Here is a 16000-nt window from a genome sequence, read left to right as displayed (position 1 = left end):
CGCCCATGAGCACTCCATTAAAATAGAGAGTTCTATCTTATGGAGGGCGGACCAGCCCGCTAGAATTAGATAAGCGAGTCTATCTAAGGGGACGGGGATGGCTGAGCGACGCCGCGGGGCGGCACTGGAGAAGGCGCTGCTGGAGGCGGCCTGGGAGGAACTGGCGGAGAAGGGCTACGCCAGGTTCACCATGGACGCCGTCGTCCGGCGCGCGGGCACCAGCCCTCCCGTCCTCTACCGCCGCTGGTCCGACCGCGACGACCTGGTGCGGGCGGCCATCGTCCACACGATGCGCGAGTCGGTCCTGACTGTCCCCGACACCGGAAGCCTGCGAGGGGACGTGCTCACCCTGATGCGGGAGATCAACGCCACCCGCGTTCAGCTCGTCACCGCCATGAGCGCGTACCTGGCCGGCTACCACCAGGAGACCGGGGCCAGGCCCGGTGACCTGTTCGACCCCGCCGTGACCGGACGCGGAGCCGCGCTCGACGTGCTCTTCGACCGCGCCGCCGCCCGCGGCGAGATCAGGCCGGAGCACCTCACCGAGCGCGTCAAGTCCCTCCCCTTCGACCTGCTGCGCCACGAATTGCTCACGACGTTCGCCCCCGCGCCCGACCGCGTCCTCGAAGAGATCGTCGACACGATCTTCCTTCCGCTGGTGCGCTGACGATCACGCCACCACGGCCCGGGACGGCCGCGGACCCCTCCCGCGCGTGTTCGCGGCAGGCCCGAGCCGTCCGAGACGGCAGGTGCAAGCTGCCGGCGGTCCGTCCGCGGGTGGTGGTCTTGCTCGGCGGGTTCAGGGCCGCGGGCGGGGCTCCGGGGACGGGAAGGGGAGTTTGTCGACGGCGCTGCGGCGGCGCCGCTCGGGCCGGCGGTCGTAGCGGGCCGTGGTGGCCGGTGAGGCGTGCCCGACCAGGTGCTGGACGGTCGCCAGGTCGACGCCCTGGTCGAGGAGGTCGCCGATGAACGTGCGGCGGAAGTCGTGCGGGGTCACCGGCGGCAGGGACGCCTCCTTGCGCCGCTTGACGACCGCGTTGCGGACGGCGGCGTCGGTCATCGGCCGGTGCTGGACCGCGCCCGAGCGGTGCACCGGCTTGAACAGCGGCCCGGACGTGCGGTCGTCGGCGGCGAGCCACGCGCCCAGCAGCGCGGCCGCGCCCTCGTGGACGTACTCGATGCGCTGCTTGTCGCCCTTGCCGGTGATGCGCAGCGACCGCTCGCCCGGGTCGTAGTCCTCGCGGCGCAGGGAGGCGACCTCGGCGCGGCGCGCGCCGGTGGTGTAGAGGACGGCCAGCAGCGCGGCGTCGCGGACGCCCGCCGGGGACCGGTCCGCGGCGCAGGCCGCCAGCAGGGCGGTGAACTCGGCGGCGTGGACGCTGCGGCCGGCGGGCAGCCGCGTGCCGCGGAAGTTCCGCACCGCCGCGGCCCGCTGGTAGTCGTCGGTGGACATACCGCGCAGCCGCCACGCCGTCCGCAGGACGCCCCGCAGCGCCGACAGGTGCAGGTTGCGGTAGGCGGGCGACCACGGGACCGGTTCGCCGTCGGGGCCGTCCACGGTCTGGCCGCCGATCAGGGCGCGGAGCCCGGCGGTGTGCTCGGCGCGCAGCTCCGCCCAGGGGAACCGCTCGCCCGGCGCGGGGCCGGGCTCGCGGCCCGCCGCAGTGTGCAACATCGCGGCGAGCCGGTGCAGGCAGGCGCTCATCGCCCGCCGCGACCGGGGACTCTCCAGCTCGGCCACATAGACCAGGAACGCGTTGCGCGCACCGCCGCCATCCGCCACGCCGGACTGCAAGGGCGCCTCAAGGAGTTGCGGAGTCTCCCAGGGGCGAAGGGTTCCAGGGGTTCGCGGGGTCTGGCCGGCTTCCCGGGCGGCGGTGGGATCACCGGGCGTCCCGGCCGGCGCGGGATGCCCGTGAGGGGTCGCGGCGTCCGGATCGGCCTGCGCGGGGGCATCGGCGGCGCGCGGCTGGAGATCGTCCATGCGCGGAAGCCTAGCCGAGCTGGCTTCTGAGAACGAACATTGTCGTTAGTCATCGCGCCACGTTTTCCAGGGCTTCTTATTTTCTGGAAATAGAAATCAGAAAACCCTAGGATGCTGCTGTGACGACGAGCGACGAGATGACGCCGGTGGCCGAGCGCGCGTGCCGGTACTGCGGGAGGCCGGTCCCTCAGCGCGAAGGACGCGGACGGCCGCGCGAGTACTGCCCCGACGGCGACTGCCAGGCCCGCGCCAAGCGCGAACGGGAGGTGCGGCGCGGCACGCCCGGCCTGGAGGGCGCTCTGGCACGCGCCGAGGACCTCTACGAGCGCATGGAGCAGGGCCTCGCCGCGGCCCTGGCCCCTCTCGCGCAGGCGTTGGACTCGGAGCTGTCCCCGCGCGGCGTGGAGGCGCGGATCAGCGCCGTCACCGCGCAGGCGCAGTCGGCCGTGGCGGCCGCCCTGGCCGAGCGGGAGGACGCCGAGGCGCGCGCCGCCCGCGCCGAGCAGGCCGCGGAGGAGGCGCGCGAACGGGGCCGCGCCGACCGGCAGCGCGCCGGCCAGGCCGAACGCGAACGCGACGACGCCCTGCGGGACGCGGAGCGGGCCCGCTCGCAGGCCGCAGCCGCCGTGCAGAGCGCGCAGGACGAGGCCGAGCGGACGATCGCGGCCGCCCGGGCGGAGGCCGACGGGCTCGTCCATCAGGCCCGGCTGGAGGCCGATCGCGTCGCCGCGGAGGCGCACGCGCAGGCCGAGCAGGCCCGCATGGACGCCCGGGACGCCCGGTCGCGGGCCGCCGAGGCCGGGCGCGCCGCCGACGCCGCCCGCGATGACGCCGGCCAGGCCAGGACGCAGGCGGCCCGGGCCCGGGAGGCCCTTGAGGACAGTGAACGCCTCCGCGCGGCCGAACAGGCCCGCGCGGAGGCCGCCGAGCAGGAGCGCGACCGCGCCGACCACCGCTTCCGCCTCGCCGAGCGCGCCCGGACCGAGGCGCTCACCGCGCTGGAGGCCGCCCGGTCCGACAACGAGCTGCAGCGCCAGGCGGCCGGGTTCGCCCGCGAGCAGGCCGCGGCGGCCCAACAGGAGACCGAGCGCCTGCGCGCGGAAGCGGAACGCCTCCGCGAGCAGGTCGCCGAGGCCCGCCTCGACCTGCGCGCCGAGCAGGCGCGGTCGGCCGAGCTGGCCCGCGAACGCGACGCCGCCCGCGCCGAGGCCACCGCCCAGCGCGAACGCGCCGTCACCGCCGAACTCGCCGCCCGCACCTCCGGCGCCCCGTGACCCCCGGTGCGCGGCGGTCGAGGGGCGAGCGGGGTGATCCAGCGCAGCGCTCGGTGGCCGGGGGTGAGCTCGGTGGTCTCCGGCGGAGCGGGCTGGTCATCGCGAGAACACCGCCGCCCGGGTGCCGGTGCCGGGCCGGGGTCAGCGGGCCCGGCGGGGGCGGGCCGATGGGGCGAGGCCGGGGATCAGGATGGCGGCGACCAGCAGGTGCATGGCGGTCAGGACGGCCAGGGACGCGGTGTCGGCGGCGCTGCCCAGCGGGCCGGTCAGCGACAGGGCGAGGACGGCGACCGCGGTGATCGTCCAGGCTCGGCGGGGGTTGCCGGTGGTGCGTTCCAGGAGGGCGAGGAGCGCCCAGGCGGCCAGTCCCATGACCAGGCTCGCGGCCACGACCGCGACCGCCCCGACCGGGTGGGCCCGGCCGCCGCTCTCGGCGGACGGGTCGAGCCCGGCGACCGGGCCGGTCAGCGTCCACAGGGCCAGGGGCGCGAGGGTGGCGGCGGCGATGGTCAGTCCCCGCCGCGTCAGGGTAGTGCCGGACATGTGCGTCTCCTTCGCTCGGTTCGATGCGGTCAGCGTCGCCGCCGGAACGGGCCGGCCGCATCGGGCGCGAGGCGGCGGCCGGTCCGCCGCCGGGAGGGGCGGCCACCGACTTTGGTCGGTGTCGGGGCGCGGGGCCCGCGGCTAGCCTTTGCCCGATGGACGAGGAGACGTTCGGCCAGGTGGACACCGGTCCGGGGCGGCGGCGCGGGGCCTCCGGCGCGGTGATCCTGCTCGCCGTGTCGGGGGTGCTGATCGCGCTGACGGTCTGGGGCCGGTCGAACGCGGGCGGCGATCTGGTCCTGGACATCGCGGTGGGGACGGCGGGCTGGCTGCTGTCGCCGCTGCTGCTGTGGCGGCCGGTCGCGGTCGCGCTGGCGCTGAGCGTGCTGGCGGCGCTGTCGCCGGCGGCGACGCCGGCGGCGAGCATGGGGGTGCTGCACGTCGCGCAGCGGCGCCCGTTCCCGGTCGCGGCGGCGGTCGGCGCGGCGGGGATCGCCGCGCACGTCGTGCAGGGGCTGCGGCAGCCCAGCGGCGGGATCTCGTTCGGCTGGTGGCTGCTGCTGATCGCGCTCGGGTACGGGGCGCTGGTCGGCTGGGGCGCGCTGGCCCGGGCGCGCCGCGCGCTGCTGGCGTCGCTGCGCGAGCGCGCGCGCCGCGCCGAGGCCGAGCAGGGCCGCCGGGTCGCCGAGGCGCGGATGGCCGAGCGGACCCGGATCGCGCGGGAGATGCACGACGTGCTGGCGCACCGGCTGTCGCTGCTGGCCACCTACGCGGGGGCGCTGGAGTACCGGCCGGACGCGCCGCCGGAGCGGCTGGCGCAGGCCGCCGGGGTGGTCCGCGCGGGGGTGCACCAGGCGCTGGAGGAGCTGCGCGAGGTGATCTTGCTGCTGCGCGCCGATGACGCCGCCGAGGACGGCCGGCCGCAGCCCGTCCTGGACGATGTGCCCCGGCTGGTGGCGGAGTCGCGGGCCGCGGGCGGGCGGGTGGAGCTGCGGGACGAGGTGGCCGGCGCGGACGGCCTCCCGCCGGCCGCCGGGCGGACCGCGTACCGGGTGGTGCAGGAGGCGCTGACCAACGCCCGCAAGCACGCCGCGGGCCGTCCCGTCCGGGTGGTCGTGGCGGGGCGGGCGGGCGACGGGCTGGTCATCGACGTCCGCAACGAGCTGCGGGAGGACGGCGGGCAGGCCCCGCCGCCGGGCAGCGGGACGGGCCTGGTGGGGCTGACCGAGCGGGTCCGGCTGGCCGGCGGGCGCCTCGACCACGAGGCCGCGGCGGGCGAGTTCCGGCTGCGCGCCTGGCTACCATGGCCGGCGTGACCCGCCCCCTGCGCGTGCTGATCGTGGACGACGACGCGCTCGTCCGCGCCGGACTGTCGATGATGCTGGACGGCACGGGCGGGATCACCGTGGCCGGCGAGGCCGCCGACGGCGACGAGGTGCCGGCGGCCGCCGACGCGCACGCGCCCGACGTCGTGCTGATGGACCTGCGGATGCCGCGCGTGGACGGCATCACCGCGACCCGCAGGCTGCGCGCCAGGGCGAACCCCCCCGAGGTCATCGTGCTGACGACGTTCGACTCCGACGAGAACATCCTGCACGCGCTGCGCGCCGGGGCCAGCGGGTTCCTGCTGAAGGACACCCCGCCGGACCGGATCGTCGACGCCGTCCAGCGGGTCGCGGCCGGGGACCCGATGCTGTCGCCGCGCATCACCCGCCGGCTCATGGACCGCGCGGCGGTCGAGGCCGGCGCCCACCAGCGGGCCCGCGCGGCGCTCGCCCGGCTCAGCCCGCGCGAGAACGAGGTGGTCCTGGCGATCGCGCGGGGCCGGTCCAACGCCGACATCGCGGCGGAGCTGTTCATGAGCGTGGCGACGGTCAAGGCGCACGTGTCCAGCGTCCTGACCAAGCTCGGCCTGGACAACCGCACCCAGATCGCGCTCCTGGCCCACGACGCCGGCCTCGCCTGAACCGGGCGTCACCCCAGGGCCGCGCCCGCACGGACCCTCCCCCCGCGTCGCCGCCGGCCGACGGTTCGAGCCCCGCCGAAACGTCCCGGCGCCACGGTGGACGCATGGGCTCCTCCACGACACCCGCCACCGCCCTCGCGGCCACCGGCGGCCCGGTGCCGCGCCGCGGCGCGATGCTGGCGATCCTGTGCACCGGGATGTTCCTGGTCCTGCTCGACGTGACGGTCGTCAACGTCGCGCTCCCCGGCATCGGCCGCGCCCTCGGCACCGGCCTGCCCGGGCTGCAGGGCGTCGTGGACGGCTACGCGGTCGCGATCGCCGGGCTGCTGCTCGGCGGCGGCGCCCTCGGCGACCGGATCGGGCACCGCCGCGTCACCGTCGCCGGGTTCGCCCTGTTCGGGGCCGCGTCGCTGGCGTGCGGGGCCGCGCCCGGCGCCGGGCCGCTCGTCGCGGCGCGGGTCGCGCAGGGCGCGGGCGCCGCGCTGCTGCTGCCCGGCGGCCTCGCGCTGATCACCGCGCTGTACCCGGGGCGGGCCGAGCAGGCGCGGGCGCTCGGGATGTGGGCGGGCATCTCCTCCACGGCGCTGCCGGCCGGGCCGCTGCTGGGCGGGCTGCTGGTCGACACGGCCGGGTGGCGGTGGATCTTCCTGCTGAACGTCCCGGTCACGGCGGCCGCGGGCGCGGGGGTGCTGGCGCTCGTCCGGGTACCGCGCCGGACCCGGCGGGACGTCCCGCTGGACCGCGCCGGGACGGTCCTGGCGCCGCTGGTCCTCGGCGGCCTGGTGTGGACGGTGATCGCGGCCGGGCACGGCCACCGGGAGACCGCCGCCGTCACCGCCGCGGTCACCGCCGTGGCCGCGGCGGCGTTCACCGCGGCGGAGCGGCGCGCCGCGGCGCCCATGATCCCGGGCGGGCTGCTGCGCGCCCCGGCGTTCCTCGGCGCGAACGCCATCGCGCTGATCATGAACCTGGTCACCAACGGGGTGCTGTTCGTGGCGACGCTGCGGCTGCAGCAGGCCGGCGGCCGGCCCGCGCTGGCCGCCGGGGCGATGCTGCTGCCGATGGCCGCGCCGCTGGCGCTGCTCGCGCCGGTCAGCGGCCGGCTCACCGCCCGGTTCGGGACGCGGGTGCCGCTCGGCGCGGGCACCGCCGTCGCCGCCGCGGGGTCGCTGTCCCTGCTCGCCGCCGGGCCCGGCGGCGGTTACGCGGCGCTGCTCCCGGCGCTGCTGGCGATCGGGATCGGCGACGGCCTGATCGTCACCGCCGTGGTCGCCGCCGCGATGCGCGCCGCCCCGCCCGCGCACGCGGGCCTGGCGGGAGGGTTCAACAACACCGCCCGGCAGGCCGGGACGGCGCTCGGCGTCGCGGTGTACGGGGCGGTCGCCGGCCCCGCCCTGCGCCCCGCGTTCGCCTCCGGCCTGCACGTCCTCGGCTGGGCGAGCGCCGCGCTGTGGCTGGCCGCGCTCGCGCTGACCCGCACCGTCCCGGCGCGGTGACGGACCCGAAAACCGGTTGGCGTGATCACCGGGGTCCGTTACAACGGACGGCATGCTCCGCAAATACCCCCGGACCCGGCACCTCGCGGGGTCGCGGCTCCAGCCGGGCGACCACGACCTCGCCTCGGTGCCGTTCGCGGAGATCGCCGGCCGGTACCTGGTGGTGGAGGAGAAACTCGACGGCGCCAACGCCGGCATCAGCTTCACCTCCGGCGGGCGGCTGCGGCTGCAGAGCCGCGGCCACTACCTGGCCGGCGGGCCCCGCGAGCGGCAGTTCGGGCCGTTCAAGGCGTGGGCGGCGTCGGTCCAGCACGTCCTGCGCGAACGGCTGCGCGACCGGTACGTCCTGTACGGGGAGTGGCTGTACGCCAAGCACACCGTCTTCTACGACGCGCTCCCCCACTACTTCTGCGCGTTCGACGTACTCGACGGGCGGGACGGGACGTTCCTGTCCACGGCCCGCCGCCGGGAGCTGCTGGCGGGCACGCCGGTGGTGCCGGTGCCCGTCCTGCACGAGGGCCCGCTCCCGGATCTGGCGGCGCTGACGGCGCTGGCCGGGCCGTCCACCTGCCGCACTTCCGGGTGGCGGGACGCGCTGGCCGCGGCGGCGCGGGCGAGCGGCGCCGACCCGGCCCGGGTCGCGGAGGAGACCGACGCGTCCGAGGAGATGGAGGGCCTCTACATCAAGATCGAGGAGGGCGGCCGGACGACCGGCCGCTGCAAGTGGGTCCGGCCCAGCTTCCTGACCGCGATCCTGGACGCGGGCACCCACTGGCAGGACCGCCCGATCGTCGCCAACGGCCTCGCCGACCCGGAGGTGCTGTATGCGGGTGTTCGATGAGCTGTGCCCCGCGCCGCCGCACTGGGACGTCCCGTGGCCGGAGATCCGGGACGCGTTCGGCTGGGTCCGCGACCTGGCCGGCGTCCCGCAGGACGCGGTCCACCACGGCGAGGGCGACGTCGAGGTCCACACCCGGATGGCGTGCGAGGCGCTGGCGGCGCTGCCGCAGTGGCGCGCCAGGCCGCCCGCCGAGCGGGTGCGGCTGTTCACCGCGGTGCTGATGCACGACGTCGCCAAACCGCACTGCACCGCCACCGGCGACGACGGCCGCGTCACCGCGCGCGGCCATTCGCGCCGCGGCGACCTGATGGTGCGGCGCATCCTGTGGGAGATGGGCGCGCCGGTCGCGTGGCGCGAGCACGTGGCGGCGCTGGTCCGCCACCACCAGGTGCCGTTCTGGGCGCTGGAACGCCCCGACCTGCAGCAGATCGCGTTCCGCGCGAGCCTGCTGGCCCGCAACGACGACCTGGTGCTGCTGGCGTCGGCCGACATCCTGGGCCGCGTCTGCCCCGACACCGCCGAACTGCTCGACAACGCCGCCCTGTACGGGGAGTACTGCGCCGAGCAGGCGTGCCTGGACGCGCCGCGGGCGTTCCCGTCCGACCACGCGAGGTTCTGGTACTTCCGCACGCCCGGCCGCGACCCCGCCTACGCCGCCCATGACGACACCCGCTGCACGGTGACGGTCCTGTCGGGGCTGCCCGGCGCCGGCAAGGACCACTGGATCGCCGCGAACCGCCCGGACCTGCCGGTCGTCGGCCTCGACCGGCTCCGCGCCGAGATGAGGGTGTCCCCGGCCGGGGACCAGCGCGCCGTGGCCGCCGCCGCCTACGAGGAGGCGCGCGGGCATCTGCGGGCCGGGCGGTCGTTCGTGTGGAACGCCACCAACGTGTCCCGGCAGCAGCGGGAGGCGTGCACCGGCCTGGCCGCCCGCTACCGGGGGCGGGTCGAGGTCGTCGCGCTGGAGGCGCCGCCCCGCGTCATCCGCGACCGCAACCGGGCCCGGACCGCGCCCGTCCCGGACGCGGTCGTCGACCGGCTGGTGCGCCGCTGGGAGACCCCCGACCCGACCGAGGGCCACCGCGTCGACTGGCTCACCACCGCCTGACGCCGGCCCCGGCGATAATGAAGGCGGCCGGGACGGCGGGGACGGGGAGGCGGATCCATGGACGGACGCACGGCGCTGGTGACCGGTGCCGGATCGGGCATCGGCGCCGCGGTCGCGGCCGCGCTCCTGGACGCCGGATGGCGCGTCGCGCTGGCCGGCCGCCGCGCCGGGCGGCTGGAGGAGACCGCCCGGTCCGCGCGGGGCGGGGAGGCGCTGGCGGTCGCCGCCGACGTCACCGACCCCGGCTCGGTGGACGCCCTGTTCGGCGCGGTCCGCGGCCGGTGGGGGCGGCTGGACCTGCTGGTCAACAACGCCGGCGTGTTCGGCGCGTCCGCGCCCGTCGAGGAGTACTCCCACGAGGAGTGGCGCACCGTCGTGGACACCAACCTCACCGGCGCGTTCCTGTGCGCACAGCAGGCGTTCCGGATGATGAGGGACCAGGATCCCCAGGGCGGCCGCATCATCAACAACGGGTCCCTGTCGGCGCACACCCCGCGTCCCCGGACGGTCGCCTACGCCGCCAGCAAGCACGCCGTGACCGGGCTCACCAAGGCCCTGTCGCTGGAGGGCCGCCCCTACCGGATCGCGTGCGGGCAGATCGACGTCGGCAACGCCGCCACCGACATGACCGGCGGGTTCGGCGCCGGCACCCTGCAGGCCGACGGGACGGTGCGGGCCGAGCCGGTGATGGACGTCCGGCACGTCGTCGACGCCGTCCTCTACATGGCGGGCCTGCCGCTGGAGGCCAACGTCCAGTCGATGACGGTGCTGGCCACCGCGATGCCGTCCAGCGTGGGGCGCGGCTGACCAGCTGCGCCGCGGGCGTGCCGGTCCGCGGGCACACGCGGCCGCACGCCGCGCGGCACCTGTTCACCCTTTGTCGGGAAGCGGACACGTTTAGCCCCTGACGAGGGGGAACGCCTCCTCCAGGCTTCGAGACGAAACGCGGAGGAGGCCTGGAGGCTATGAGCATCGTGCGGCCGACGCATGACGGCGAGACCACGGCCGAGAGCCTGGGCGCGCACCGGCAGGACCAGGCCCGCGCACCGGAGTTCCACGCCGGACGCGAGGAAGCGGGCACGGGCGAGCTGGTGCGGCAGGCCGCGCAGCAGGTGTCGGAGCTGATGCGCGCCGAGCTGCGGCTGGCCGTCGCCGAGCTGAAGGACAAGGGCCGGCACGCCGGCACGGGCGCCGGGATGTTCGGCGGCGCCGCGCTGATCGCGCTGTACGGGGTGGCGGCGCTGCTGGCCGCGGCGATCGCCGCGATCGCGGTGGCGCTGCCGGTGTGGGCGGCCGCCCTCATCATCGGCGGCGCGCTGCTGCTGGTCGCGGGGGTGCTGGCCCTGATGGGCAGGTCGCAGACCAGGCGCGCCACACCGGCCAAGCCGGAGCAGGCCATGGACGGGGCCAGGCGGACGGTGGCCGAGCTGAAGGAGAGGGCGACGCACCGATGACCACGCAGGGCAAGCACGGCGCCGAGGCCGGCACCGAGGAACTGCGCCAGGAGGTCGACCGGGCGCGCCACGAGCTCGGCGAGACGGTCGAGCAGCTGGCCGCCAAGGCCGATGTGAAGGCGATGGCCCGGGAGAAGGCCGAGCAGGCCAAGAGCAGGGCCCGGGACGCGGCGGCGTCGGTGTGGCAGGCGGCGGGCTCGCAGGAGACGATGGCGCGGGCCCGGCAGGGCGGCGTGGTGGTCGCCTCGGCGGGCGCCGTGGCGATGGCGGCGCTGTGGATGCGCCGCCGCCGCGCGTCCACAGCGCGGATGGGGCCCGTGCGGGTCCGCGTCCGCACCGGGCGGCGCCGCGCCGTCAAGGTGCGCCGCACCAGGAAGCACTGACGCACTGACGCAATGACGTGCTGCCGCATTGACGCGCTGGCCGCACGTATCCGCTGAGAGGACGGTCATGCCCACCCCTGGCGTCATCGCCGACGCGCCCCCCACCTCGTGGGTGGGGGCGCTGAAGCGCACGGTCCGCGAGTTCAAGAAGGACAACCTCACGGCGTGGGCGGCGGCGCTCACCTACTACTCGGTCCTGTCGATTTTCCCGGCGATCCTGGTGGTGGTGTCGCTGGTCGGGCTGGCGGGCCAGTCCACGACCGACGACCTGATCGCCAACATCGGCGACATGGCGCCGGGCGCGGTCCGCGACCTGCTGGTCAGTTCGGTGCGGCAGCTGCAGGGCGGCACGGGCGGCGCGGGCGTCGTCGCCATCATCGGCCTGCTGGGCGCGGTGTGGTCGGCGTCGGGATACGTCGGCGGGTTCATGCAGGCCTCCAACATCGTCTACGACGTCCCCGAGGGGCGCCCGATCTGGAAGACCCTCCCGCTCCGCGTCGGCGTCACGCTCGTCACGCTGGTGCTGCTGTCGGCGTCGGTGATCGCGGTGGTGGTGACCGGGCCGCTGGCCCGCAAGGCCGGCGATGTGATCGGCGCCGGTTCGCAGGCGGTCACGGTGTGGAACATCGCCAAGTGGCCGGTGCTGCTGCTGGTCGTGGCGTTCCTGTTCATGCTGCTGTACTGGGCGGCGCCGAACGCCAAGCGCGGCCTGAAGGGCCTGGCGCCCGGCGGTCTCCTGGCGATCGCGCTGTGGCTGGCGGCGTCCGCGCTGTTCGCGGTGTACGTGGCGAACTTCGGCTCCTACAACAAGACCTACGGCAGCCTCGCGGCGATCATCATCTTCCTGGTCTGGCTGTGGATCACGAACCTGGCGATCCTGCTGGGCGCGGAGCTGAACGCCGAGCTGGAGCGCGGCCGCGCCATCGCCGGTGGGACTCCCCCGGGCGAGGAGCCGTACGTGGAGTTCCGCGACACGCGCAGCTTCGACGAGGACGATCGCCGCGAGGCCGGCCTGGAGGCGGACCCGGAGGCGGGCGCGGGGGACGCGAAGGCCCGCGGCGACGAGGGAGAGCACCCGGGGCATCCCGGGTCGCACAGGGCCGAACACCGTGAATAGGATCACGGCATGCTCCGTCCCGCTTACCCGATCGAGACCGAGCGGCTCACCCTGCGGCCGTTCCACGAGGACGACCTTGAGGGCCTGTACGCCTACCAGTCCCTGCCCGAGGTGGCGCGGTTCCTGTACTGGGAGCCCCGCACGCTGGATGAGTCGCGGTCGTTCCTGAAGCAGAAGATGGGCGCCTCCACCGTGGAGAAGGAGGGCGACTGGCTGGTCCTGGCGGTGGTGCGTCGCGACACCGGCGAGCTGATCGGCGAGGTCAACCTGCAGTGGCGCAGCCGTGAGCACCGGCAGGGCGAGATCGGCTACATCTTCAACCCCGCCTACCACGGCAAGGGGTACGCGACCGAGGCGGCCGAGGTGGTGCTGCGGCTGGGGTTCGAGGGCCTGGACCTGCACCGGGTGTGCGGGCGGCTGGACGGCCGCAACGCCGCGTCCGCGCGGGTGCTGGAGCGGCTGGGGATGCGCCGCGAGGCGCACCTGAAGCAGAACGAGATGGTCAAGGGCGAGTGGAGCGACGAGGTCGTCTACGCGATGCTGCGGCACGAGTGGGACGCCCGAGCCTGACCCCGTCCTCTCCCCCTGCGGCCGGCTCTGTGTCCGGCCCTGCGGCCGAGTGATCATCGCGCGGCCTGCTCGTGCAGCGTGCGGGCCAGGTCGCGGACGTGGCCGCGCAGTTCGGCGGGGCGGCGGACGGTGAACGGGAACCCCAGCCCGGCCAGCATCCGCGCCGCCCCGTCCAGCCGTTCGGCGCGCATGGTCATCACCACTCCCCCGCCGTCCTCGCCGTCCTCGCCGCCGGGGCCGCCGCCGGCGGTGAGTTCGGCGACCGATGCGGGGATCCGGCGGCGGGCCTCGGCGAGGGTGGTGTCGAGGACCACCTCGACCTCGTGGGCGTAGGGGACGCGCGCCAGCGACGCGGTGACGTGCCGGACGGGGTCGACGTCGCCGGGGACCTCGAACGTCGCGGTGCCGGGCTCGGCGGAGGCGATCCGGTCGACGCGGAACGTGCGGGTCTGGCCGCTGCGGTGGTCGTGGCCGGTGACGTACCAGCGGCCGGAGTGGAACACCAGCCCGTGGGGGTCCAGGTCGCGTTCGCTGTCCTCGCCGCGCCAGGACCGGTACCGCAGGCGGACGCGGCGCCGTTCGCGGGCGGCGGCGGCCAGGGTGAGGACGGTGCCGGTGCCGGGCGCCACGGCCCCGTCGGCGGCGCGGTCGGGTCCGGTGAACCCGAGCGTGTCGCGCAGCGCCTGGACGCGGTCGCGCAGCGCGGCGGGCAGCCCGCGCTGCACTTTGGCGAGGGCGCTCTCGGTGGCCTGGCCGGGCAGGCCCATGCGCCGCGCGGCCAGCAGGCCCAGCACGACGGCGGTGGCCTCGTCGTCGGTGAGCATCAGCGGCGGCATCCTGTAGCCGGGCATGAGCCGGTAGCCGCCGTGGCGGCCGCGTTCGGCGGCGACGGGGACGCCGAGGTCGTCCAGCCGGGCGGCGTAGCGGCGAACGGTGCGCTCGTCCACGCCGAGCCGCCGGGCCAGCTCGGCGCCGCCGATGAGGTGGTTGGCCTGCAGCAGCTCCAGCATCGCCAGGACGCGGGTCGTCGGGTGGGACGGCTGTGGCACGGGTCACTCACTTAATCCGGGCGGGTCCTGTCCGGTATTCACCGTAGCGTTCAGCCGTACCCGCCAGCAGGCGCGGTACCCGCCGAACGGCGGGGAACGACCGGGAACAACGAGGAACGACGAGGGAGGACGGCCGACATGGACGCTGACGTGAGGGCCGGAGAGGCGACGTTCGTGCTGGTGCCCGGATACTGGCTCGGCGCGTGGGCGTGGGACGAGGTCGCGGCGGTGCTGCGCGCCGCGGGCCACGACGTCCACGCGGTCACCCCGGCCGGGCAGGCCGAGCGGGCGGGTGAGGCCGCGTCCCACCCGGGCGGCATCGACGTCGACACCCACGTCGACGACATCGCGGGGGTGATCGAGGACGGCGGCCTGCACGGCGTCGTCCTCGTCGGGCACAGCGGCGCGAACATGGCGGTCACGGGCGCGGCCGACCGGATGCCCGACCGGATCGCCCGCGTCGTGTACGTCGACACCGGCCCGATGCCGTCCGGGATGGCGGCGGTGGACTTCCACGAGCCGGACGCGCGGGCGGCGCTGGAGAAGGCGGTCGCCGACGAGGGCGGCGGCCGGTACATTCCGGTGCCGCCGTTCGACCCGGACGCCGACCCGGTGAACCTGGCGGGGCTCACCGCCGGGCGGCTGGCCGAGATGCGCGAGCGCGGCACGCCGCAGCCGTTCGGCACGGCGACGCAGCCCGCGGCGCGCCCCGACCCGCTGCCGGCGACGCCGCGCACGCTGATCGCCACCACGATCCCGCTGGCGGCGGTGAAGCGGATGGGCGAGGATGGGCACCCGGTCTTCGCGGCGATGACCGGCCCGGGCTGGACCTACCGGGAGCTGCCGACCGGTCACTGGCCGATGTTCTCCCGGCCCCGCGAGCTCGCGGCGCTGCTGGCCGAGGCCGCCGCGCCGCCACGTCGATAACTCATTCGATGACTCACTTCTGCACAGGCCCGCGCGCATTTCTTGTAACACGCCCCTGTAGATCGTTTCGGCCGCGGCGAGGACACTCTCCCGGGAGTCGCGCGGCCACGGGGGTCGGGCCTGATCCGCGAGGTGAGAGATGTCATCCACGGTCCGTCGTCGGTCCCACGCAATCCGGCGGCGGCGTCCGCTGGTGTCCGCCGCCGCCGGCGTGGTCCTGGTCGCCGGGATCGGCGCGACGGGCACGGGGTCCGCGCAGGCGCTGGCGGGGCCGGTCAAGGCCGACGACGGGGCGCGCATCACCGCGGAGAAGAAGGTCGGCACCCGCGAGGTCGACATCACCATCGCCTCCCCCGCGCTCGGCAAGTCGGTGAAGACCCGCATCCTGCTGCCGGCGAACTGGACGCGCGCGTCCACGGCGACGTGGCCGATCCTGTACGCCTTCCACGGCGGGCAGGACAACTACACCTCCTGGACCAAGAACACCGACATCGAGGCGTGGGCCGCCCAGTACAACGTCATCGTCGTCATGCCCGAGGGCGACAACGGCTCCTACACCGACTGGTACAACTACGGCAAGGGCGGGACGCCCAAGTGGGAGACGTTCCACACCGCCGAGGTGCGCCAGCTGATGGAGCGCAACTACCACGCGGGCGCGCTGCGCGCGGCGGTCGGGAACTCCTCGGGCGGCGCCGGCGCCATGGCGTACGCGGCCAGGCACCCGGGGATGTTCAAGTACGCGGCGTCGCTGAGCGGGATCCTGTCGATGCGGTCGATCGGGATGCCGGCGATGCTGATGTTCACCAACGCCGGCAACGGGCAGGACCCGTTCGCGATCTGGGGCGTCCCGTGGGCCGACGACGCCAACTGGAAGGCGCACGACCCGTACACGCTGGCGCCCAAGCTGCGCGGCACGGGGATCTTCTTCTCGGCCGGGACGACGGGCCGGCCCGGCCCCGGGGACCCGAACGTGGCGCCGTGGGACATCGGCCTGCTCAGCGAGATCGCGGTGGGCGCGAACAACAGGGACTTCAAGAAGCGGCTGGACGAGCTGAAGATCCCCTACACGGCCGACATCTACGGCGACGGCCGCCACAACTGGCCGGCGTGGGTGCGGGAGTCGAAGGCGATCTGGCCGACGCTGATGAAGTCGATCGGCGCCCGCAAGGCGTGACCCCCGTGAGGCGCGCCCCCTTGGGGTAGGGCCTCGCAGGGTGAGATCGAACCCGGCCCGGTTCCCCGGCGGCAGCGGCTGCCGCCGGGGAACCGGGCCGCCGCCTTTACTCCG

17 protein-coding genes are annotated in these 16000 nt (G+C 75.6%); 14 read left to right on the top strand and 3 right to left on the bottom strand.

Going from position 1 to position 16000, the window contains the following annotated elements; genetic code table 11:
• Positions 1 to 97: 97 nt before the first annotated feature.
• Positions 98 to 667, top strand: coding sequence for a TetR/AcrR family transcriptional regulator (locus tag AL2_RS32750; RefSeq protein WP_067640574.1), 570 nt, complete (start codon positions 98 to 100; stop codon positions 665 to 667).
• A gap of 132 nt (positions 668 to 799) precedes the next feature.
• Here AL2_RS32750 and AL2_RS32745 read toward each other — a convergent pair whose 3' ends face one another.
• Positions 800 to 1984, bottom strand: a complete 1185-nt coding sequence (locus AL2_RS32745) for a tyrosine-type recombinase/integrase (RefSeq protein ID WP_083947139.1) — start codon at positions 1982 to 1984, stop codon at positions 800 to 802.
• 119 nt (positions 1985 to 2103) lie between these two features.
• Here AL2_RS32745 and AL2_RS32740 point away from each other — a divergent pair, with 119 nt between their 5' ends.
• A complete protein-coding gene (locus AL2_RS32740) occupies positions 2104 to 3258 on the top strand; it encodes a hypothetical protein (RefSeq protein ID WP_245667092.1) in 1155 nt (384 codons plus the stop codon).
• Positions 3259 to 3399: 141 nt separating this feature from the next.
• On the opposite strand, the gene AL2_RS32735 is transcribed toward AL2_RS32740, so the two are convergent.
• Positions 3400 to 3801: a DUF6069 family protein gene (locus AL2_RS32735; protein ID WP_067640568.1), complete on the bottom strand. Its 402-nt coding sequence runs from the start codon at positions 3799 to 3801 to the stop codon at positions 3400 to 3402.
• A 155-nt stretch (positions 3802 to 3956) separates the two neighbouring features.
• On the opposite strand from AL2_RS32735, the gene AL2_RS32730 reads away from it, so the two are divergent.
• The 10 genes from AL2_RS32730 to AL2_RS32685 all read left to right on the top strand — a co-directional run bounded on the left by AL2_RS32730 (position 3957) and on the right by AL2_RS32685 (position 12736).
• Positions 3957 to 5117, top strand: a complete 1161-nt coding sequence (locus AL2_RS32730; protein ID WP_067640567.1) for a sensor histidine kinase — start codon at positions 3957 to 3959, stop codon at positions 5115 to 5117.
• The gene (locus AL2_RS32725; protein ID WP_067640564.1) at positions 5105 to 5767 is read left to right on the top strand and encodes a response regulator; all 663 of its coding nucleotides are present in this window, start codon (positions 5105 to 5107) and stop codon (positions 5765 to 5767) included. The genes AL2_RS32730 and AL2_RS32725 overlap by 13 nt, the downstream gene beginning before the upstream one ends.
• 104 nt (positions 5768 to 5871) lie before the next feature.
• Complete coding sequence (locus AL2_RS32720; RefSeq protein WP_245667091.1) at positions 5872 to 7263, top strand: MFS transporter; 1392 nt, start codon at positions 5872 to 5874, stop codon at positions 7261 to 7263.
• Between the two features lie 52 nt (positions 7264 to 7315).
• Positions 7316 to 8104, top strand: a complete 789-nt coding sequence (locus AL2_RS32715) for an RNA ligase family protein (protein ID WP_067640562.1) — start codon at positions 7316 to 7318, stop codon at positions 8102 to 8104.
• A complete protein-coding gene (locus AL2_RS32710; protein ID WP_067640560.1) occupies positions 8088 to 9212 on the top strand; it encodes an AAA family ATPase in 1125 nt (374 codons plus the stop codon). The genes AL2_RS32715 and AL2_RS32710 overlap by 17 nt, the downstream gene beginning before the upstream one ends.
• A 57-nt stretch (positions 9213 to 9269) precedes the next feature.
• Positions 9270 to 10019: an SDR family oxidoreductase gene (locus AL2_RS32705; RefSeq protein WP_067640558.1), complete on the top strand. Its 750-nt coding sequence runs from the start codon at positions 9270 to 9272 to the stop codon at positions 10017 to 10019.
• Between the two features lie 158 nt (positions 10020 to 10177).
• Positions 10178 to 10666 (top strand): phage holin family protein, encoded by a 489-nt coding sequence (locus AL2_RS32700; RefSeq protein WP_083947138.1) that lies wholly within the window; start codon positions 10178 to 10180, stop codon positions 10664 to 10666.
• Positions 10663 to 11049 carry a DUF3618 domain-containing protein gene (locus AL2_RS32695; RefSeq protein WP_067640556.1) on the top strand — a complete coding sequence of 129 codons (387 nt, stop codon included), beginning with the start codon at positions 10663 to 10665 and terminating at the stop codon, positions 11047 to 11049. Before AL2_RS32700 ends, AL2_RS32695 begins: the two co-directional genes overlap by 4 nt.
• Before the next feature lie 67 nt (positions 11050 to 11116).
• Positions 11117 to 12166 (top strand): YihY/virulence factor BrkB family protein, encoded by a 1050-nt coding sequence (locus AL2_RS32690; protein ID WP_083947137.1) that lies wholly within the window; start codon positions 11117 to 11119, stop codon positions 12164 to 12166.
• 9 nt (positions 12167 to 12175) lie between these two features.
• Positions 12176 to 12736 (top strand): GNAT family N-acetyltransferase, encoded by a 561-nt coding sequence (locus AL2_RS32685; protein ID WP_067640554.1) that lies wholly within the window; start codon positions 12176 to 12178, stop codon positions 12734 to 12736.
• A gap of 53 nt (positions 12737 to 12789) precedes the next feature.
• Here AL2_RS32685 and AL2_RS32680 read toward each other — a convergent pair whose 3' ends face one another.
• On the bottom strand, positions 12790 to 13785 hold the full coding sequence (locus tag AL2_RS32680; RefSeq protein ID WP_245667090.1) for a helix-turn-helix transcriptional regulator: 996 nt from the start codon (positions 13783 to 13785) through the stop codon (positions 12790 to 12792).
• A gap of 138 nt (positions 13786 to 13923) precedes the next feature.
• On the opposite strand from AL2_RS32680, the gene AL2_RS32675 reads away from it, so the two are divergent.
• Together AL2_RS32675 and AL2_RS32670 are read left to right on the top strand one after the other, a co-directional pair.
• Positions 13924 to 14712: an alpha/beta fold hydrolase gene (locus AL2_RS32675; RefSeq protein WP_067640550.1), complete on the top strand. Its 789-nt coding sequence runs from the start codon at positions 13924 to 13926 to the stop codon at positions 14710 to 14712.
• Positions 14713 to 14905: 193 nt separating this feature from the next.
• Positions 14906 to 15886: an alpha/beta hydrolase gene (locus AL2_RS32670; RefSeq protein ID WP_157438513.1), complete on the top strand. Its 981-nt coding sequence runs from the start codon at positions 14906 to 14908 to the stop codon at positions 15884 to 15886.
• The last annotated feature ends 114 nt before the right edge of the window (positions 15887 to 16000 follow it).

Origin of the sequence: Actinomadura latina NBRC 106108 (genome assembly GCF_001552195.1) — a bacterium.
Taxonomy (GTDB): Bacteria; Actinomycetota; Actinomycetes; order Streptosporangiales; family Streptosporangiaceae; genus Spirillospora; species Spirillospora latina.
Note: the sequence above shows the minus strand (reverse complement) of the source record. Positions and strands in the feature narration are given on the sequence as shown.